General features: G+C 56.3%; 15 protein-coding genes. 10 read left to right on the forward strand and 5 right to left on the reverse strand.

The annotated features are described in order from the left end of the window. Positions 1-49 precede the first annotated feature (49 nt). Positions 50-1,096, reverse strand: a complete 1,047-nt coding sequence (locus ACHZBF_RS06615; protein ID WP_029133050.1) for a cyclic nucleotide-binding domain-containing protein — start codon at positions 1,094-1,096, stop codon at positions 50-52. A gap of 155 nt (positions 1,097-1,251) precedes the next feature. Between ACHZBF_RS06615 and prfB the strand changes: the two genes are divergently transcribed. Together prfB and lysS are read left to right on the forward strand one after the other, a co-directional pair. Then, a protein-coding gene (prfB, locus tag ACHZBF_RS06620) for a peptide chain release factor 2 (protein ID WP_157606765.1) occupies positions 1,252-2,350 on the forward strand; the annotation gives its coding sequence in 2 pieces (ribosomal slippage) (positions 1,252-1,326 and positions 1,328-2,350; 1,098 coding nt in all). 75 nt (positions 2,351-2,425) lie between these two features. Continuing rightward, positions 2,426-3,922 carry a lysine--tRNA ligase gene (gene lysS, locus ACHZBF_RS06625; RefSeq protein WP_321527996.1) on the forward strand — a complete coding sequence of 499 codons (1,497 nt, stop codon included), beginning with the start codon at positions 2,426-2,428 and terminating at the stop codon, positions 3,920-3,922. Positions 3,923-4,154: 232 nt separating this feature from the next. On the opposite strand, the gene ACHZBF_RS06630 is transcribed toward lysS, so the two are convergent. Beyond that, positions 4,155-4,988: an HDOD domain-containing protein gene (locus ACHZBF_RS06630; protein ID WP_029133052.1), complete on the reverse strand. Its 834-nt coding sequence runs from the start codon at positions 4,986-4,988 to the stop codon at positions 4,155-4,157. A gap of 145 nt (positions 4,989-5,133) precedes the next feature. Then, on the reverse strand, positions 5,134-6,165 hold the full coding sequence (gene ygfZ, locus ACHZBF_RS06635) for a CAF17-like 4Fe-4S cluster assembly/insertion protein YgfZ (protein WP_321527997.1): 1,032 nt from the start codon (positions 6,163-6,165) through the stop codon (positions 5,134-5,136). A gap of 288 nt (positions 6,166-6,453) precedes the next feature. Here ygfZ and ACHZBF_RS06640 point away from each other — a divergent pair, with 288 nt between their 5' ends. From ACHZBF_RS06640 to ACHZBF_RS06655, 4 genes are all read left to right on the forward strand, one after another. Then, positions 6,454-8,274 carry an RNB domain-containing ribonuclease gene (locus ACHZBF_RS06640; RefSeq protein WP_029133054.1) on the forward strand — a complete coding sequence of 607 codons (1,821 nt, stop codon included), beginning with the start codon at positions 6,454-6,456 and terminating at the stop codon, positions 8,272-8,274. Positions 8,275-8,460: 186 nt separating this feature from the next. Beyond that, on the forward strand, positions 8,461-8,658 hold the full coding sequence (locus ACHZBF_RS06645) for a hypothetical protein (protein ID WP_051302010.1): 198 nt from the start codon (positions 8,461-8,463) through the stop codon (positions 8,656-8,658). Beyond that, complete coding sequence (locus ACHZBF_RS06650; RefSeq protein WP_321527998.1) at positions 8,655-10,472, forward strand: AAA family ATPase; 1,818 nt, start codon at positions 8,655-8,657, stop codon at positions 10,470-10,472. The genes ACHZBF_RS06645 and ACHZBF_RS06650 overlap by 4 nt, the downstream gene beginning before the upstream one ends. 3 nt (positions 10,473-10,475) lie before the next feature. After that, on the forward strand, positions 10,476-10,670 hold the full coding sequence (locus tag ACHZBF_RS06655) for a hypothetical protein (protein WP_037374953.1): 195 nt from the start codon (positions 10,476-10,478) through the stop codon (positions 10,668-10,670). 20 nt (positions 10,671-10,690) lie between these two features. Here ACHZBF_RS06655 and ybaK read toward each other — a convergent pair whose 3' ends face one another. Continuing rightward, the gene (gene ybaK / locus ACHZBF_RS06660; protein WP_029133056.1) at positions 10,691-11,173 is read right to left on the reverse strand and encodes a Cys-tRNA(Pro) deacylase; all 483 of its coding nucleotides are present in this window, start codon (positions 11,171-11,173) and stop codon (positions 10,691-10,693) included. A gap of 104 nt (positions 11,174-11,277) precedes the next feature. Here ybaK and hrpB point away from each other — a divergent pair, with 104 nt between their 5' ends. Beyond that, on the forward strand, positions 11,278-13,791 hold the full coding sequence (gene hrpB, locus ACHZBF_RS06665) for an ATP-dependent helicase HrpB (protein WP_321527999.1): 2,514 nt from the start codon (positions 11,278-11,280) through the stop codon (positions 13,789-13,791). 693 nt (positions 13,792-14,484) lie between these two features. Next, positions 14,485-15,393 (forward strand): crotonase/enoyl-CoA hydratase family protein, encoded by a 909-nt coding sequence (locus tag ACHZBF_RS06670; protein WP_051302013.1) that lies wholly within the window; start codon positions 14,485-14,487, stop codon positions 15,391-15,393. A 376-nt stretch (positions 15,394-15,769) separates the two neighbouring features. Here the strand turns inward: ACHZBF_RS06670 and ACHZBF_RS06675 are convergent, their stop codons facing one another. Further along, on the reverse strand, positions 15,770-18,340 hold the full coding sequence (locus ACHZBF_RS06675; RefSeq protein WP_084609944.1) for an ATP-binding protein: 2,571 nt from the start codon (positions 18,338-18,340) through the stop codon (positions 15,770-15,772). Between the two features lie 82 nt (positions 18,341-18,422). On the opposite strand from ACHZBF_RS06675, the gene ACHZBF_RS06680 reads away from it, so the two are divergent. Both ACHZBF_RS06680 and ACHZBF_RS06685 read left to right on the forward strand, forming a co-directional pair. Further along, on the forward strand, positions 18,423-18,674 hold the full coding sequence (locus ACHZBF_RS06680) for an acyl carrier protein (RefSeq protein ID WP_245621694.1): 252 nt from the start codon (positions 18,423-18,425) through the stop codon (positions 18,672-18,674). Next, a complete protein-coding gene (locus tag ACHZBF_RS06685) occupies positions 18,671-19,876 on the forward strand; it encodes a beta-ketoacyl-[acyl-carrier-protein] synthase family protein (RefSeq protein ID WP_321528000.1) in 1,206 nt (401 codons plus the stop codon). The genes ACHZBF_RS06680 and ACHZBF_RS06685 overlap by 4 nt, the downstream gene beginning before the upstream one ends. The last annotated feature ends 10 nt before the right edge of the window (positions 19,877-19,886 follow it).

Raw genomic sequence — 19,886 nt, forward strand, 5'->3', positions numbered from 1 at the left:
GTGAGTTGCCGTATTGGAGCGACGACGGGCACGGCCCGCCCTATGGACATCAAGCGCGGATAGCGGAGAGCCCGCCTTCCAGTACATAGACATCGAATCCCTGCTGACTCAGCAGAAATGCACAAGTGGCGCTGCGCTGCCCCGAGTCACAATAGACAATATATTTCTTGCCCTTGTCCAGGTCGGGAATCGCTGCCCGCAACTGGTTCTGGGGGATGTTGATACTACCCCTGAGCCCGTTGTGCTCGAACTCGCGGCGGAATCTCACATCAATACGGACGGCTCCGTCGGCGGCCATCTTGATAAGGGTCGGGTAGTTGATCCACTGCAGCAGGGGGGCTTCCAACAGCTGCAGGAAATCCGCCTTGGCCAGGCGCATCAGTTTTCCATTGGTCAGCATCGATACATCGGCATTGCGCACCGAGTCGGTGATCAACGCCTCCTCGCCGAAGCTGCTGCACGGGCCGAGGTCGGCCAACACCACCTCGCCCGTGTCCGAAGGCAGGGTGACCCGACAACGTCCCTGCTTGATCACGTAGTAGTAATCGCCGGGTTCGCCGGTCTTGACGATCAGATCTCCCGCCTTGGCCTCGATCTCTTCCATGTGGGAAAACAAATTCTGGATATTTGCCGCGGGAAGGCGAGTGAATGCGGTTGTCTGCATCATCGACATCATCCATTCGCTCTCTTCGGCGTTGGGACCCTCTTCAGACTCGGTTTTGTCGTTAACGGTAAACTCCGGGGAGAAGTGTCCCCAGGCCAGCAGCCGTTCCAGCAGTGTCGAGTCGAAACGAACGATGGTTGCCGCCGGTGATACCACCACGCCACGATAGTGTCGTGGTTTGCGGCTGGCCAACGCATGCAGTCCCCGGTCGGAGCCGGCTGAAACCAGAATCTCCTCACCCTCGGCCGAGGTGAGACAGACCTCCCCGGACATCAGGAAGATGTTATCCGGATCATTGTCTCCAATATTGAAGACTTGCTCGCCGACCAGATAACGTTCGACGCTGGCGTGTTCCGCCAGGTAGAGCAGATTGTCCTCATAGAGGGCATTAATCGGAATCAGCGTGCGAAATTTATTGAGATCCAGATCCATAAGCTATCCAGAAAGGGTTCATCGGAATGCAGTTTACACTACGAGAATCGCGCTCTTGGGGCAAGTGGAATGATTGCGCATTGAGCAGTCCCGACGGTTTCCGTTGATCCCCTTTCTGGTGTAATATTCGCCCTCCGTTTCGTTCGAGGTAGACCATGCAGGATCTCAATCCCATCACTAATAAAATCAGTGAATTACGAGGGCGCTCCGAGTCCCTTAGGGGGTATCTTTGACTATGACAGCAAGCAGGAGCGCCTGACCGAGGTCCTGCGCGAGCTGGAAGATCCCGGCATCTGGGGCGATCCCGAGTATGCCCAGTCGCTGGGCAAGGAACGCGCCACGCTGGAGACGATCGTGGTCACCCTGGATCAACTGTTCAATGGCTTGAACGATGCCGCTGACCTGCTGGATATGGCCGTGGAGGAGGGTGATGCCGAGACCGTGGACTCGGTCGTGGCCGACCTTCAGACGTATGAGCAACAGGTCGCTGAGCTGGAATTCCGGCGTATGTTCTCGGGTGAGATGGATGCCTCCAATGCCTTCCTGGATATCCAGGCTGGCTCCGGTGGCACCGAGGCACAGGACTGGGCGGAGATGCTGCTACGCATGTATCTGCGCTGGGGCGAACACAGGGGATTCAAGACCGACCTGATGGAGGTATCGCCCGGTGAGGTGGCCGGTATCAAGTCGGCTACGATCCACTTCGAGGGTGAGTTCGCGTTTGGTTGGTTGCGCACCGAGATCGGCGTACACCGGCTGGTGCGGAAATCACCCTTCGATTCCGGCAACCGACGCCACACCTCTTTTGCCGCTGTATTCGTGGCCCCGGAGATCGACGACTCTATCGAGATCGATATCAATCCTGCCGACCTGCGTATCGATGTCTATCGTGCCAGCGGGGCGGGTGGACAGCATGTGAACCGGACCGAGTCGGCCGTGCGCATCACCCACAACCCCACCGGCACCGTGGTGCAGTGTCAGAACGACCGCTCCCAGCACAAGAACAAGGACCAGGCGATGAAACAGCTCAAGGCCAAGCTGTATGAGCTGGAGATCCAGAAGCGCAATGCCGATCAGCAGGTGCTGGAAGAGAGCAAGTCCGATATCGGTTGGGGCAGCCAGATCCGCTCCTACGTACTGGACCAGTCCCGTATCAAGGATCTGCGTACCGGGGTTGAAACCGGCAATACCCAGGCGGTACTGGATGGCGGTCTGGATCTCTTCCTTGAGGCGAGCCTGAAAAGCGGCCTCTGACCGATTATTTTTTCACGCGTTTGGTCTGATACTCCCTGTAGCCTTCTCTGACGCAACAACCAACGAGTTTTTAACATGAGTGAACAGATCCAGGACGAAAACAAGCTGATTGCCCAGCGCCGTGAAAAGCTGGCGCAGATTCGCGAGCGGGGCATCGCCTTTCCCAACGACTTCCGTCGTAACGTGGTGGCCGGTGAACTGCATGCCGAATATGGCGAGAAGAGCGCGGAACAGCTTGAAGAACTGGCTGTGCGGGTGCGGGTGGCCGGACGCATGATGAGCCGCCGGGTAATGGGCAAGGCCAGCTTCTCCCATCTGCAAGATATGTCCGGCAAAATCCAACTGTTTATTCAACGCGATTCCCTGCCGGAAGGCTTCTATAACGACACCTACAAGAAAGAGTGGGACGTGGGTGACATCATCGGCGCCGAGGGGCAGTTGTTCAAGACCAAGACCGGCGAACTCTCGGTACGCTGCGACGAGTTGACCCTGTTGACCAAGTCGCTGCGTCCGCTGCCGGAGAAGTTCCACGGCCTGACCGATCAGGAGCAGCGCTATCGCCAGCGCTACCTGGATCTGATCATGAGCGAATCCTCGCGGGATACCTTCCGCATGCGCACCCGCATGATCCAGTATATCCGTGACTATCTGAATCAGAAGGATTTCATGGAGGTGGAGACCCCCATGATGCAGGCCATACCCGGCGGTGCCACTGCCAGACCATTTATGACGCATCACAATGCCCTGGATATGCAGCTGTTTCTGCGTATCGCCCCGGAGCTGTATCTGAAAAGGCTAGTGGTGGGGGGCTTTGAGCGGGTTTACGAGATCAATCGCAACTTCCGTAACGAGGGGCTATCCACCCGCCACAATCCTGAATTCACCATGCTGGAGTTCTATCAGGCCTATGCCGATTACAATGACCTGATGGACCTGACCGAGGATATGTTGCGTGGCCTGGCCCAAGCGACCCTGGGCGACACGGTGATTCAATATCAGGGCGAGTCCTATGACTTCGGCCAGCCGTTTGTCCGCTTGTCGGTCAAGGAGTCGATACTCCAGTTCAATCCCCAGATCCGCGCCGAGCAGCTGGATGACCTGGAGCAGGCGCGAGCGCTGGCGGAGTCCCTCGGTATCCCGCTGAAGGCTAGCTATGGCCTCGGCAAGGTGCAGATCGAGATCTTTGAGAAGACGGTGGAGCATCGGTTGATGAACCCCACCTTCATTACCGCCTATCCGACCGAGGTGTCACCCCTGGCACGCCGCAACGACAATGATCCCTTCGTTACCGATCGCTTCGAGTTTTTCGTCGGCGGGCGCGAAATTGCCAACGGTTTCTCCGAGCTCAATGATGCCGAGGATCAGGCCGAGCGCTTCCGTATGCAGGTCGAGGAGAAAGAGGCGGGGGATGATGAGGCGATGCATTTCGATGCCGATTACGTGCGCGCCCTGGAGCACGGCCTGCCGCCTACTGCCGGTGAGGGCATCGGCATTGACCGGTTGGTGATGCTGTTTACCGACTCACCCTCAATCCGGGATGTATTGTTGTTCCCGCATATGCGTGCGGAGTAATAAGGGTCTGGAGATTAGAGATTATTTATTAACCGCAAAGTACGCCAAGAGCGCAAAGTTTAAAATTCAAATTGCCCTTCGTGTCCACGCTCTGCGTGGAAATGTGGGGTGGCGTCCATAAATCGCGCTGGGATTCTACCAACCGTATGCGTTCCCACGCGGAGCGTGGGAACGAGGGTCTTGCAGGCTCCTCACCCCACAAAAATTCGAGGAGCAAGGAAGAGGCGAGTGGTTAGAGAAAAAACGCCTGAACCGATTCGATATCCTCGGCTACACCCTCGATTTCGATCATCTCCACTTCCGGATCAAGACCCACCTTCAGGAAGGCCGGTACGTTGATCCAGCTGGCCATGTCGCCAACTTTGTCGGCGGGCAGGGCCTGTAGCCGGGCGACAATGACCACGTCCACATAATCGGCCTGGGGGCCGCTGTCATAGCTCAGGTTCTGCGCCTCGGCCGCCACCTTGACCAGGCTCTCGGGAAAACCCCAGAATTCCAGTATCTGGGTGCCGATCGCCGGGGTTAGTTCCGCCACCAGTTTATCCAGTTCCGCTTCGTCTTCCATCAGTTCCGGATAGGACTCCGCCCAGGTGAGTATAGGCAGGGAGCCAATGTTGTGGATCAGACCGGCCAGCATCGCCTGCTCCTTGTCCAGGTGACGCAGGTTTTGCGACAGTACGCGACTGATGGCGGCAATCTCCACGCTCTGTTCCCACATGCTGCGCAACCGCACATCCAGGGTATCGTTGGTTGCCTGAAAGATCTGTTTCATGGCCAGACTGACCACCAGGCTGCGAACCAGCTTGTAGCCCAGCCGGGTAACGGCCATCTGAATGCTCTCGATCGGTACCCGACCACGATAGAGAGGGCTGTTGGCCACCTGTAGCAGTCGCGCGGAGAGCGCAGCGTCGGTAGCAACCATGTCGGCAATCTGATGTGCTGTGACGTTCTCCTGCTCGACTGCATCCCGTACCTTCAGGGCGACTTCCGGAAGCGTCGGCAGGGTGATTTTGTTCTCTTTGATGGCTGTCTGGAGTGATTCAAAAAATGCAGCTTTGCCAATCATATCGGTTATTCGGTCCCAATAGGCGGATGCGGAATATGGCCCGCCGGATAGTTCAAGATCCGGTCAGGCCCGAGAGATGCATCCGGCGTTGTTATTATCTCTGTATCGGACTACGCCGCTGATTCTTGAGCCGCTCCCGGCACAATCAAGTCTCATCAAATCCATAGGGCAGGGAACCAGGCGTCAGTTTCGGTCCGTTATCACCTTGCAGGTGTAGATTGTTCTCTTCAAAACTTTTAATCTCCGCCACCGCCAGCAGCTCGAAACCACCTCCAGGCGAAGGCCTTGCGTCCACTACCCTACCTGCACCCTGTCCGGAGTCGCTACCGGGCGCAAAGAGTTCATCGCCCGGCATCGGTCTGGCTTCTGTCTCCACCGAAGCGAGGTACATGCGCCGCTTCAGCTTGCCCAGATATTTCATGCGGGCCACCACCTCCTGTCCGGTGTAGCATCCCTTGGTGAAGCTGACGCCATCAATCTGCTGCATATTGGTCATCTGAGGTACGAAGGCGTCCGCGGTCTCCCGATAGATGGTGGGTATACCGGCACGGATATCCAGCAGTGACCAGAAATCCCGGTTGCCCGGTTGTGCCTCTTTGGATAGTTGGCTCCAGAGTGCAGACACCGCATCTGCTGCGCCGCTGATCTGAAAACGGGCAGGTTCGCCGGGAATCCGTATCAGTGTGACCTCCCCGTGCTGAACCACCTCGCCCGGCTTGCCGGGGATCGAGGTAAGCTGCTGTTGCAACAGGGACTCGGCGCATTCGCCGGCAACACCGATGGAGACAATCTCATCACTGGCGTCTGTCACTTTGACTTTTGACATCAATACAAACATCGGCAAGCGTTTCAGGATGGTTTCATAGGTGTCCCGCGGCATCTGCAGGAAGTAGTCGCCCTGGTGCAGGAATATTCTGAAATTGGCCAGCATCCGTCCCTTCGGTGAACAGTAGGCGCTCAGCTGGCTGTGGCGCTCGGTCACTTCGCGGGTGTCGTTGGTGAACTGCCCCTGCAAAAAACTTTGGGCATCTTCACCCGATACCCTGATCAGCCCCAGATGGGACAAGTCGAACAGGGCGCAGGCGGGAAATGGGTCATCGCAGACGAAACTAACCTCATTTTCCGCTGATATTAGCGCTGATTGGGATTCAAGAAAGCGTTTCCACTGGCTATTCATGATGCTGGATCCTCGGATGCCCTTATGGCGGTTTTACCCATCGGGCAGCTGTATTTCATTCGGGTGAATATATGCCTACCGAATCAGCCGTGCAAACCGATTCGGAGGACGAGTCAACTGGTTAGTTTATATCCTGCTGAGCAGAATCTTCTGCATCAAAGAGTAACATACCGACTGCATCGGGTCGCCACTCTGGATCTATGGATTTATCATTGTCTGCACTCTGTAGCGGTCAATTGGAGTTTCTGGGTTTATACTCAGCAGCCGACAGATACAGATAGGAAGCGCATGTCAGTTTTCAGAGCAGCATCAGGCAGTCTGGCACTCTACAAGGTCCGCCCGGCCCGGGTCATCCAGGTCAGTGACAAGATCGACATTGACCTGGGTGATGGTAAAGGCAAACGAGTCCGCCCCAAGGATATCGTGATTCTCCATCCCGGTCCGCTAAACCGGTTGGAGGATCTGGTCGAATTGAACGGCGAACTGACCGAAGCCTGGGAGTTGCTGAGCGGTGAGGAAACCAACCTGGAGGAGCTCTCTTCCCTGATCTATGGTGACTTCACCCCGGCTAGCGCCTGGGCGACCTGGGAACTGGTGGCGGAGGGTCTCTACTTCGAAGGGACGCCGGAACAGATCCGGGTAAGAAGCCAGGCACAGGTGGCGGCGGACCAACAGGCCCAGGAGGCCAAGGCGGCTGCGGAACAGGCGTGGGCGGATTTTATGGCACGGCTGGAGCGACGGGCGATTGAACCGCAAGACCGGGAGCGGTTGGTGGAAGTGGAGAAGCTGGCCCTGGGTCTGAGCGAAAACAGTCGCATCCTGCAGCTGTTGGGCCATCAGGAGACGCCAGTCAATGCCCATCGCATGCTGGTGGGCGTGGGTTATTGGCCTGATGACCACAACCCGTTTCCGCGACGCCAGCAGTTGCCCTGCGAGGACCCGTTGCTGGACCTGCCGGAATTGCCACAAGAGACGCGGGAGGATCTGACCGCTCTGCCCGCGTTCGCCATTGATGATGAGGGCAGCGAGGACCCGGACGATGCCCTCTCCCTGGAGGGCGACCGCCTGTGGGTGCACGTGGCGGATGTGGCTGCGCTGGTCACCGCAGATTCCGCTATTGACCGGGAGGCGCGTAGCCGCGCGGCCAACCTCTACCTGCCGGAAAAGATCGTGCATATGCTGCCTCCGCAGATTACGCACCGACTGGCCCTCGGTCTGCAGCCCGTTTCACCGGCGCTGTCCATCGGCATGCGATTGGATGAGGCGGCGCAGATTACCGATGTGGTGATCTGCAAGAGTCTGGTCAGGGTGACCCGCCACACCTATGGTGAAATAAATCAGCGGATGGATGATGCACCGTTTGCTGTCATGAAGGCCATCACGAACCGGTTCAGGGCACGCCGTCTGGCTAACGGTGCAGCCACCATCGACCTGCCGGAGGCCAGTGTCCGGGTGCATGACGGGGAGGTGCGTATCCGGCCGCTGGTGCGCATGGAGAGTCGCGATATGGTGACGGAGGCGATGGTCATGGCCGGTGAGGCCATCGCAAATTACGCACTTGAGCAGAATATTGCCGTTCCTTTTGCCATTCAGCCGGCTCCCGATAAAGCGGAAACCCCCATTGGGCTGGCGGCTATGTACGCCTATCGCCGCAAGATGAAACCATCCCTCTCCAGAACACAGGAGGGGGCGCATTCAGGTTTGGGGCTGGCCTGCTATACCCGAACCACCAGCCCGCTTCGACGCTATCTTGATCTGGTGGTTCATCAGCAGCTGCGTGCCCATCTGGATGGTCGGGAGCCGTTGTCATTGCAGCAGATCAGCGAGCGTATTACCGCGGTAGAACCGCTGAACGGGGCGATTCGTCGTGCCGAGCGACTCTCCAATACCCACTGGAAGCTGATCCATCTGAAGCGGAATCCGGCCTGGCAAGGTGAGGCGGTTGTAGTGGAAGTAGACAATAACAAGGCGACATTGCTGATTCCCGAATTCGCCATGGAGACAAAACTCAGGGTGCGCCGGGAGCTTGTACTCGATTCCTGCATTCGCATTGCCGTTCGGGAGGTGGATGTGGAGGACCAGACGGCCTGGTTTCGCCCGCTCGGTTAGTCGCGAACGGGCGGATGGTTCGCGTGGGTGTCGCTTTTCTTCGTACGAACCCACTATCTCGCATTTTTAACTGCTACTCCCTATACTGGAATGCCAAGTCCGTTCGCTGCCAGGTGACGTCACATCCAGAATGGTTTCAGGCGGCGACAAATTATAACAATATCAGGCCGAAGTCGGAGAGCCAGTATGTCGGGAGAAGAACAAATCAGCCAAACCGGACCCATCCGGGTACAGCGACCCTCCGAGGCGTTCAGCGCCTATTGCAATGCCGAATTTGAACGCCGGCGAAATAGTGATGAGCCCTTTGATGAGGCAACTTATCATGAAGCGATGCAGCTGACCTTGCGGAAAATCCGTCAGCTGGAAGAGGAGGGTTACGCATGATTCTAACCGATATCATCGCGGAGAATTTCCTCAAATACGCACGTCTGGAGTTGCGTGACCTGCCCGCACAGGGCGTGATTGCTATTGCAGGCGCCAACGAATCCGGCAAGAGTTCGATTGGTGAGGTGATCTGTTTCGCGCTGTTCGGTCGAACCTTCTCCCTGGGGCAGGATGATCTGCAGAAACTGATCCGTTGGGGTGAACCGTCATGCAGCATCACGATCCGCTTTCTGGTGAATGACCAGACCCATTACCAGATCAACCGCATGCTGGATCGGGATGGCAATCACGGAGTCCGGCTCTCACTGGTGGAGACGCAGGAGAGTCCCCTCGCTCGTGGCCATGCGGAGGTTGACGAGGCGGTCTATGATCTACTGGGTTATGGCTACGATGAATTTATCGAGTCCTACTATCTGGCCCAACGGGAGATTATCGCACCCCAACCACACAGCCAGGCGGTCAAGAGTATGGCCGGCCTCTCCACCCTGGAGTACGTGGCCTATGAACATGAGCAGGAGATCGAACAGGAGCGTGACGAGATCGCCCGTCTGCAGACCCGGATAGAACAGCAGGATGAGGCGCTGAGGGAGTTGGATCTCGATCCTGCCGCGTTTGGTGAGCTGGAGTCGGAGCAGCATGCCCTGCAGGCCAATCAGGTCCTGCTAGAGGAGAAAGGCCAGACCCTGGAAACCGCCTTCAGGGGCTATCGGACGATGTTGCCGAAGCGCTTTTCCGCCCGCAGGGCGAGGGGGCGGGCACGTTTTTTTCGTTTCCTCTGCCTGATCGGTGCCCTGCTGAGCGCCGTCAGCTGGGGGATGCTGGCCCGTCTGCCCGATCACCCCTACAGCGGTGTCATCGAATCTGCCCTGAAAGCGGCTATACCCCAGTGGGATTCCGTGCAGCACTTGCCCTGGCTGCTCTATGCGGCCGGGCTGTTCGCCCTGCTGTTTATACTGCTGTGGATACGGGTAGCCACCCGACAGATGAAAGTTAATCGCCTCAGTGAAGAGGCTGAAGGGCTGTCGGTGGCGCTGGAGAGCGCCTTGCTGAGCCCACTGAATGGCTTGGCTGACAAGTTATCGGCGGGTGATGAAGCATCAGCCGATGAGACCCTGCCGGCCCGTATCCAGGCCGAGACCATCTCTATCAGCGAGCTGGAGCCTGCGGTGGAGCGGATAGTTGGTGCGATGCGGGAGCAGCGGGAGATACTGCAGCAGCAGGGTATCCGGCTTGGCATGGCGATGCAGAAAGAGCAGGGACGCCTGACAAAGGGTGAACAGATTGAATCCGTCCGCCAGGATTTGCTGCAGCAACGTGCCGGCCATGAAAGACGTATCGAACTCCGGGAGTATGCCCTGGAACTGTTAACCGGCGCCACCAGGACGCTCTCGCAGCGCTTCAATCGTGATCTGGGGGAGTCGGTCAGCAGGACATTGCCGATTTTCACCGATAATAACTACCAGCATCTGCAGATCGAGGATGATCTCACGGTGCGGGTATTCTCCAGCCAGAAACGGGACTTCATGGATCTGGAGGAGATCTCCAGCGGTACCCAGCGTCAGATCATGCTGGCGCTGCGGCTGGCGTTGGCCCAGGCGCTGAATCAGCGGACCGAGGGGGGGCGACAGTTTATTTTCCTGGATGAGCCCTTCGCCTTCTTTGATCAGGAACGGACCCGGAATACCCTGCGAGCCTTGCCAGAACTGGATGAACGGCTCAGCCAGATCTGGATTGTGGCGCAGGATTTTCCGACTGGAGAGGCGTTTGATCTCTCCCTGGCCTGTGACCGGGCACGCGCGGATCTGGTGGCGTAGATTATGCCCAGTAGCAATCCGTCCTGCGCGGTGTGCCGCTTTATGCGCAGTCTTGCCTTCAGTGCTATCGGTGGTGGCATTGCCGGTTATACGGCGTTGGGGTTTGGTCTGAGCCAGGGCAATGCCATTGTCGCCGCTTTCTTTGGTGCCCTGGGACTGGTGGTGTTGACCAGTCGTAAATCCAACAATCCCCGCTAACCGGTAGCATGTCACCACGTCTACTGTATGGCAGAGACCGGGGTGGGATTGAGTACCCGCTGCAAATCATCCGGTGACATGGAGATCAGATAGCCTCTTTTGCCCCCGTTGATGTAGATGCGATCCAACCCAAGGATGCCCTCCTCGCAGTAGACCGGCATGGGCTTCCGGGTACCGAAAGGGGAAGTACCGCCCACTTGATAGCCGGAATGGCGATCCGCCACGGCTGGTGTGCAAGGGGTGATCGATTTCACTCCGATCAAGCGCGCCAGGGCCTTGGTGGAAACCTCGCAATCCCCATGCATCAATACAATCAGTGGATTTCTGTTTTCATCTTCCATGATCAAAGTCTTGATCACCTGATGCTCGTCAACTCCCAGTTCCCGGGCAGAGATCCTGGTACCGCCGCCCGCCTCATAGCGATAGGGGTGATCTGAAAAGTTGACCTGATGTTGGCGTAACAGCCGGATAGCGGCTGTAACCGGTGTCTTGTTCTTTGTCACGGTGAGTGTACTGTTGTTCGTCTACGGATTGGGGCTATGATAGTAGATCGTCAGCTGTGCTGAAATGCCGGCATTGCCCTGATCAGACCCAGACCACTCATCCGATGTCGCAACTCCCGGTTACCCAACTGCTGCCTGAACTCTGTGAGACCCTCGCCGAATCCCGTCGTGCGGTTGTTGCCGCGCCGCCGGGCTCTGGCAAGACCACCCTGATTCCACTGGAGTTGATCAGACAGCCCTGGCTTGCCGGCAAAAAAATTCTCATGCTGGAACCTCGGCGGCTGGCTACCCGCGCCGCGGCACGTCGCATGGCACAACTACTCGGTGAACCGGTGGGCCAACAGGTGGGATACCAGGTCCGTTTTGAGAGGGAAATCTCCGTCGATACCCGTATCGAGGTGGTCACCGAGGGGATTCTGACCCGGCGGCTGCAGCAGGACCCGGAACTTCAGGAGATCGGGCTGATCATCTTCGATGAGTTTCATGAACGCAGTCTGCACGCCGATCTGGCGCTGGCGCTCTGTCTGGATGTGGTGGAAAACCTGCGGGATGATCTGCGGCTGCTGGTCATGTCCGCCACCCTGGACACCGGTGCAGTGGCTGATTTGCTTGACGGGGCGCCGGTGATTGTCGGTGAAGGGCGCAGCCATCCGGTGGAGCTTCGCTATCTGGAGCGTCCGGCGGCGGCCGATATCAACCACTCGGTGGTCCGGGGGGTTCTGCGCGCGAGCGCAGAAACAACGGGAGATATCCTGGTCTTCCTGCCCGGCACCGCAGAGATCCGGCGGGCCGAGGCCAGCCTCAGGCAACAGTTGCCGGCCGGGGTTGCCCTGTTTCCACTTTATGGCGATCTGAGTCGGGCTGATCAGGATGCCGCCCTGACGCCTCAGGCGAATGGCCGGCGGATAGTGCTGGCGACCTCCATTGCCGAGACCAGTCTGACCATAGAGGGCATCGGGGCGGTGGTGGACGCCGGTTGGTCAAGGCGTCCCCGGTTTGACCCGAACAGCGGGTTATCCCGTCTCCAGACGGTACGTGTCTCGGCCGCCTCCGCCGATCAGCGCGCCGGACGGGCGGGGCGGCTTGGTCCGGGTGTCTGTTACCGATTGTGGACCGTTGCCGAACAGGCCCGCCTGGTACCGCATCAGGTGCCGGAACTGCTGGATGCGGATCTGGCTCCACTGATCCTGGAACTGGCGCTCTGGGGGGTGACAGCGCCGGAAGAATTACGCTGGCTGGACCAGCCTCCGGCCGGAGCCTGTGCCCAGGCGCGCGAACTGTTGCAACGCCTGGATGCCCTGGACGCGCAAGGCCGGATTACCGCGGTCGGCCGGCGCATGGCTGGGCTCGCCCTGCACCCGAGGCTCGCGCATCTGTTGTTGAATGCCGACGGGCAGGAGGAGGTGGCGCTGGATCTCGCCGGTTTGCTGAGCGAGCGGGATATCCTGAAGCGCCGTCAGGGGATTAGTCACTCTATTGATATCGAAGAGCGTCTTCAGCGGCTGGCCGCCTGGCGCCAGGGACGGCGGAACGGCGATGCTGAAGGGCTCCTGGATCGGTCCATCTGCCATCAGGTTGAGCGGGCGGTAAAACAGTGGCGTCGGCTGCTCGGTCCGGAAAAGGGTTGTAATAAAAAGCATCTGAGCGTCGGGGGGTTATTATCACTTGCCTTTCCAGACCGCATTGCACAACGCCGTCCCGGATCGGACAGCCGCTACCTGTTGGCTTCCGGACGTGCCCTGCTGGTGCCGGAGGGAGATCCGCTGTCGCGCTATGAGTATCTGGTCGTGGCTTCCCTGGATGCCGGGCGACGGGAGGGCCGGGCCTATCTGGCGGCACCGATAACCCTTGATCAGATTCGTAGCCTCCAGGTGCGGCACATCAAGACCACCCACCGGGTGGAGTGGGAGGCTGCCAGCCAGACAGTGGTGGCCCGGGAAGAGGAGCGGCTCGGGAATTTGCTGCTGTCCACACGTCCACTGGTCCAGGTCGATCCGGAGGAGAGTAGCCAGGCGATGCTTGCCGGTATAAGACAGATGGGGTTGGCGGCGTTACCCTGGAGCGACCAACTGCGGCAGTGGCGCCAACGGGTGATGTCAACGCAATTATGGCTTGAAGAGACAACCTGGCCAGACTTGTCGGACGCGGCGCTGCTGGATACGCTGGAGGAGTGGCTGGCCCCCTGGTTGAACGGTATCAGTCGCAGAGAACATCTCAAGCAGCTGGAACTGGATACCATTCTCAACAGTCGGCTCTCCTGGGAGCAACAACAGCAGCTGGAAAGACTGGCCCCCGCCAGCCTGGTCATGCCCAGTGGGAGTCGCCGCCAATTGACCTATCAGGTCGGTGAACCGCCAGTGCTGGCGGTGAAGCTGCAGGAGTTGTTTGGCCTGCGGCAGACACCGACGGTATGTCAGGGGGCGGTCAATGTCATGCTGCATCTGTTGTCGCCGGCGCAGCGCCCGATCCAGGTGACCCAGGACCTGGCAGGCTTCTGGGAGCGGACTTACGCGGAAGTAAAAAAAGAGCTGAAAGGGCGCTATCCAAAACACTACTGGCCCGATGATCCCTATTCGGCCGCTCCCACTGCACGGGTAAGGCCGGGAAAAAAGGCCTGATATCCGTTCATAGTCCCGGATTACTATTCAATATTCCTGATTGCCCATCACACAGCCGCATATGGAATACAGCATGGCAGCGAATGATTGGTTATTGCACATGCCTCATCAGTGCAGCCAATCTGCCGGGGGCGCCTTGGCGGTGGCCCGTATCCGGTCGTGGCTGAGTCCGGTGGTTAATCAGGCCAACTTTACGACCCTTGAAAACTATCTCCAGGGGGGCAATGACAATTCTGTGACACAGGTTGCTGCCGCCATCTTTGTGATTGGGCTTGAATACCCAGTGAATAACTGAGGATTGTTTGGCTGGACAGAGCGCAATGATGATTGCATGTTGGTTGGACTGAACCGTTGGATAGCCTTTACCACATGTTTGTGGCCTGATGATGTGAGTGACAAGGGTTTGGTGATCCACCGCCCATTTACTGTAACAACTGAATTGGAGTAGATATGTTATGTGATTGAAGTAGGAGCAGTCGCTGAGCGGGTTTTCAATAATACGGCACCTGTTGCGGGGACATAGTGGATTAACTCTATGCTTGGGCATAGGAATTGTAGATTTGCATTGGGATTCTGTTTGTAAGGCCGACCTTATCAGATGGTCAATATGCCAGTCAGAGCAATGCCGGAGGAGGGTGAAGTTGTGCTGTGAGAATCCCCTGTTTAACTTTTGTACATTGAGGAGAGGGAGAAATGAAACAGCAAAAAATCAAAGTGGCAAATCCCCGGGGATTGACACATGTGGAAGTGGAATTTGATCCGGCCTACCATGCCGTTTGGGCCAGGTTAAACTTTCCTGACCGCCCCTGTATCAGCACCGGACTCATCAGGGACCTGCAACAGGTCCAGGCGCTGGTCTCATCCATTGCCAGGAAAGGCTATGAGTCCGATGATCCCAATAGACTGCGATATCAGATACTGAGTTCGAGCCTTCCGGGAGTATTCTGTCTGGGTGGCGATCTGGAGCTGTTTATTCAGCTGATCCGGGAGAATGACCGGGCCAGGCTTGCCGCCTATGCCAAGGATTGTATTGATATTCTCTACGCTTCGTTTAGTGGATATGGATTGCCGTTTACTACCATTGCCCTAGTTCAGGGGGAGACGCTCGGTGGCGGTTTTGAGGCGGCACTCGCAGCGAATGTGCTGATTGCTGAAAAAAGTGCAAAATTCGGTTTTCCTGAAACCGTATTCGGCATGTTTCCAGGAATGGGGGCGTTCAGCTTCCTGGCGCGGCGTATTGCTCCGGCTATCGCCAAGCGCATCATTGCCAGTGGCAAGGTCTATACGGCCGACGAGCTGTTTGAATTAGGCGTCGTGGATAAGGTAGTGAGTGATGGCAAGGGGGTTGAGGCAGTGCATGAATTCATTCGCCATCAGCAGGTACGCAGCACCGGTTTCGAGGGATTGGAACGGGTGGTGGAGCAGTTTAACCCCCTCTCCTACAACGAGTTGATGGATGTGGTCAATATCTGGGTGGAGACTGCCATGCAGCTGTCGGAGAAAAATCTGCGTTTAATGGAGTATCTGGTGAATGCTCAGAACAAACGCTGGACACCGCCGCGCAGGTCAGCCCGCGAATTCAGACAGGCGAATTTTGGATGAGCCTGGCAGGTGGCCTGCATTGTTTTCGATGACCCCGTCCCAGTAATATGGGGATGTTGAACTGGCTGGGAGCCTGTCGGACTTAACACTGATCTACTGCGGAAAAGCCGGATTTGGCCATATTTTCCGATCTTCCTCGTTGAATAGGCCCACTATTCGCCTCGAAAGATTAAAAAATCTGTCTCAAATCGGCTTTCCCTCGCTACGATCGGTCAAGCCCGACAGACTCCTAGTGGATCATCCTGCAGGAGCGGTTTCGGCCGTAAAATTTGCGGATCAAGCCGCTCCTGCAATTGTGTTCCCTGCTGGGGTAGCCTGTAACCGGGACACAGCCTTTTTATTGGGCGTTGTGGAGAGGTTTGTCAGGCGTGGCCGTTTAACGTTGTGGACCGAGATGGGGTGGTGGATTCTCAAGCAGTCGTGTGAATTCGCTGACCCCCTGGTGGAATGCCGTCCGCAGGCAATCTACCTGCACCAGTCCCTGTCCGGGTAGCTCATCTTCCGGAAGCTGTTCTGCACAGAGCGCCTGTGCCTGTAGTCTGATGAGACCAAGATTGGCTGCTGAGCCCTTGAGCGCGTGTGCGGATGTACTGAATTGTTTTGGGTTATTGGAGGCAGCTGCCTCTGACATGGTGTTAATAAGTTGCTCACCGTCCAGTTTCAACTTGTTAAGCAGGCGTTCCAGAAAGCCCTGGTCCGGGGCAAGCAGATAGAGTTCCTCAATGGTTTCAAGGTCCAGTATGGATTCAGCATCCGCTGCTTTAGGTAATTCATTCGCGGGTTGTACGGGTAGTTGCGACTGACTGTCCGTCACGGATAGCTGAATTACCTGATACAGACGTTGAGCTGAAACAGGCTTGGTAAGAAACCATTTTATTCCCGCCTCCTCACACTGTTTACGACTTTCGATAGTGGCATTTGCAGTGAGTATAATAAATGGCGTTGTATTGTCAGGATGGGCAAAACGGAACATCTTAAATGCATCAAGTCCACCCAGGTGAGGCATCTGCATATCGACGATTACCAGGTCATAGCGGCGGGTTTCCAGCGCATCCAGTAATTCCTGACCGTCTTCCACCTGTTGATATTGGTGGCCCGCCTGCTGGAGCATGCGGCCCAGTACCAGTCGGTTGATGGCATTGTCCTCTGCAACCAGTATTTCCAGGGCAGTTTGTGACGGCGCATGGACCGGAGCGCTGGAATCGACAGTGTGAATGTCATTGCCCTCGAAATCCGCTACCTGTGCTGCGTGCAGTATGTTGAACAGATGGACTTTATCCAGAGGATTTTGCAGGATCTGTACGCGTTTTTTGATTGCGTATGGCATCAGGTTCAGCTGCTGCCTGTCGCCATTATGCAGTAACAGGATAGATGTTCCGTGATATTCCCGGCCGTGCAAAATATGGTCGATACAATCGATCGTATGCTGATCGTAAGATGCCTCTTCAAACAGCAATAAATGATAGGGGCGGGACTCCTTGGCGGCGATTTTTAGTTTGCCGACTGCATCGTTGATGTCAGGGCTGTGGTCAACCGGTACGCCCCAGCCGCGCAGACTGTGTGTGGCACTGGTTTCGATGGACTCATCCAGGGTTGTAATGCGCAACACCCGGCAGGCCTGCATTGACCGCATTTCATCGTCTGTTACGATTTTTTTCTGTGCCTGGAATTCGAGCTCGAACCAGAACAGGCTGCCTCTGCCAGGATCGCTTTTCAGGCCGATATTACCGCCCATCAGCTCGACCAGTTGCTTGGCGATGGTGGTTCCCAACCCTGTCCCGCCAAAGCGACGAGTGGTACTGCCATCCGCTTGTGTGAACTTCTCGAAGATTTTTTCCTGCATCTCCTCGGGTATTCCGATCCCGGTATCGATAACCTCAAAACGGACAACTTTTCCAGTACCTTCTTCCCGTATCCTGGTGCAGCGAAGTTCGATATGTCCGGTATCGGTAAATTTAATGGCATTTCCAATCAGGTTAATCAATACTTGGCGGAGATGAAGCGGATCTCCGGTAACACGAAACGGAATTGCCGGATCAATATGGGAGTACAGTTGTACTTTTCTTGTGTTGACCTGCGGTGAGAGCATTTTAATTGTACTGTTGATCAAGGCATAGAGATCGAATGCCGTGTTTTCAATTTCCAGTTTTCCGGCTTCTATTTTGGAGATATCAAGAATGTCTTCTATCAGGCGCAGCAAGGTGTGTCCGGAGGTATATATGGTATCGACATATTCCCGCTCCATCTGATTCAGGTCACATGTCTTGAGCAGCTCGCCGGTGCCGATAATTCCATTCAGCGGTGTTCTGATCTCATGGCTCATGCGTGCAAGAAATTCACTTTTGGCATGATTGGCGGCTTCTGCGCGTCGACGCTCCTGATGAATACGTTTGGTCAACTTTGCCGCATAGCCTGGCAGGACAATCAATGAGACAAGTAACCCAATCCCCAAGGGCAGATTTTCCCGCCAGTAGGGCGTGAAGGCGATAACCATGCTGAAGCCGATAACCGACAGTGCCCCGGAAAGATAGAGGTATTTTTCACCATAACGAAAGCCATTACCAAACGTAACCCAGAGATACACGGCATACCAGGGAGCGCCCAGTTCACCGGTGATCGCAAGTCCGAAGCTGAAGGCGGATACATCCGCGACAATTCCGATTATTCTGCGAACCGGAGATTTGTCCGGCCAGGCCAGTATCGATATGAACAGGGAGGAGGAGAGAATGATAAAAAGTGAAATGAAAGTGAGTGTAAAATACCAGTCTTGTACTGCCTCGGAAGTGGAAGGGCCAGAGGCCAGGATATAGACCAGCAGAACGACCTGGATAATAATCCGTACCGCGGCCTGCTCGTGCTCACTGTCCGGCCGGCTGTTCAACCTATGGGCGAGATTACGAAATCCAGTCTCTATCGCACCATGGATGGATGTGGGATTGCTATTCATAATTGGGTGATGATACAGTGGCTTGAAGTGTCACCGACAGCAAATCCAGCCTATTTCAAAAATCTAAACGGAAGCATATCTCATGGCCATGGACATTGAAACAATAGTTAAAACAGCGATCGCAAATCAAAAAATGATTGATGTAGACTCGATCGCATTGGAGACGTCTTTGCAGGATCTTGGCGTTACCTCACTGGATGCGATCACCATTGTCTATGAGGTGGAAGAGATTTGCGATATTGAAGTGCCCAATGATGAGCTGGAGAGCCTCAGAAGTGTTCAGGATATTGTTGCAGGCGTTCATTCTCTATTGAATAAGAAAGCCGGGGCATGAATGATCGGGTAGTGATCACCGGTCTCGGATCGGTGTCAGCGCTGGGTCTCAATACAGACCAGTTCTGGTCCTCTGTAAAAGAGGGGCGGAGCGGCATTTTGCCATTAACAGGATTTGATAACGCAGGGCTGAAAATCAACCTGGGGGCTCAGGTTCGGGCATTTGATCCGACTGTCCACTTTTTCAGCAAGGATGTTCCTCTCCTCGACCGCTACAGTCAGTTTGCTCTCGTGGCATGCCGGGAGGCTATTGATCAGGCCGGCTTGGCAGCGGCCTCCCTGGGCGGTGCGGCCGCGGTTATAGGTACCGGTTGTGGCGGTAAAGAGACGGATGAGGCCACATATGATCATCTCTACAGACAACAGAAAACCCGCGCCCATCCATTTACTATCCCCAAGGGGATGCCCAGCGCGGCGGCAAGCCAGGTAAGCATGCAGTTGTCCATTGCCGGGCCGGTATTTACGGTCTCCAGCGCTTGTTCATCAGCCAATCATGCCATTGCCCAGGCTGCGCTGCTGATCCGTGCCGGCGTTGTGGATGTTGCCATAGCCGGTGGCACGGATGCACCATTCACCTATGGATTATTGAAGGCTTGGGAAGCGTTGCGGGTAGTCTCCAGCGACAACTGTCGGCCATTCTCGGCGGACCGTAGTGGTCTGGTGTTGGGAGAAGGGGCTGGTATGGTGGTGCTTGAGTCGGAGCGACATGCAAAAGGTCGTGGCGCATCTATTCTTGCGCGGCTCGCAGGCTCGGGTATGTCGGCGGATGCAGGCCATATTACTGACCCGTCTGCCGAGGGGGCGGCACGTGCCATTCAGGCTGCACTCAAGGATGCAGGACTGAACAGTCAGGATGTGGATTATGTGAATGCGCATGGCACCGGTACCATGGCTAATGATCGTACTGAAACCGAGGCGCTGCATCGGGTGTTCGGTTCGGATGCAAAATCCCTGATGGTTTCATCCACCAAGTCGATGCACGGACATGCGCTGGGCGCTTCGGGTGGTCTGGAGTTTGTCGCGACCGTACTGGCACTCTGTGAAGGGGTTATTCCCCCGACTATCAATTTTACCCGGCCAGGTGAGGGTTGCGATCTGGATTATGTGCCGAATACCGCAAGAGAGAAAGATATCCACGTGGCGATCTCAAACTCTTTTGCGTTTGGCGGGCTCAACGCGGTTCAAGTGCTTCAAGCGGTATAAGCTGGGTTTG

Source organism: Sedimenticola selenatireducens (assembly GCF_963675335.2).
GTDB lineage: Bacteria > Pseudomonadota > Gammaproteobacteria > Chromatiales > Chromatiaceae > Sedimenticola > Sedimenticola selenatireducens.

Bases quoted from the DNA above. Each gene is read 5' to 3' on its own strand.
- ACHZBF_RS06630 (WP_029133052.1), bottom strand. From the start codon at position 4,988: ATGATTGGCAAAGCTGCATTTTTTGAATCACTCCAGACAGCCATCAAA.
- ACHZBF_RS06640 (WP_029133054.1), top strand. From the start codon at position 6,454: ATGTCAGTTTTCAGAGCAGCATCAGGCAGTCTGGCACTCTACAAGGTC.
- ACHZBF_RS06650 (WP_321527998.1), top strand. From the start codon at position 8,655: ATGATTCTAACCGATATCATCGCGGAGAATTTCCTCAAATACGCACGT.
- ygfZ (WP_321527997.1), bottom strand. From the start codon at position 6,165: ATGAATAGCCAGTGGAAACGCTTTCTTGAATCCCAATCAGCGCTAATA.
- ACHZBF_RS06615 (WP_029133050.1), bottom strand. From the start codon at position 1,096: ATGGATCTGGATCTCAATAAATTTCGCACGCTGATTCCGATTAATGCC.
- ACHZBF_RS06645 (WP_051302010.1), top strand. From the start codon at position 8,461: ATGTCGGGAGAAGAACAAATCAGCCAAACCGGACCCATCCGGGTACAG.
- lysS (WP_321527996.1), top strand. From the start codon at position 2,426: ATGAGTGAACAGATCCAGGACGAAAACAAGCTGATTGCCCAGCGCCGT.
- ACHZBF_RS06685 (WP_321528000.1), top strand. From the start codon at position 18,671: ATGAATGATCGGGTAGTGATCACCGGTCTCGGATCGGTGTCAGCGCTG.
- ACHZBF_RS06655 (WP_037374953.1), top strand. From the start codon at position 10,476: ATGCCCAGTAGCAATCCGTCCTGCGCGGTGTGCCGCTTTATGCGCAGT.
- ACHZBF_RS06680 (WP_245621694.1), top strand. From the start codon at position 18,423: ATGGCCATGGACATTGAAACAATAGTTAAAACAGCGATCGCAAATCAA.
- ACHZBF_RS06670 (WP_051302013.1), top strand. From the start codon at position 14,485: ATGAAACAGCAAAAAATCAAAGTGGCAAATCCCCGGGGATTGACACAT.
- hrpB (WP_321527999.1), top strand. From the start codon at position 11,278: ATGTCGCAACTCCCGGTTACCCAACTGCTGCCTGAACTCTGTGAGACC.
- ACHZBF_RS06675 (WP_084609944.1), bottom strand. From the start codon at position 18,340: ATGAATAGCAATCCCACATCCATCCATGGTGCGATAGAGACTGGATTT.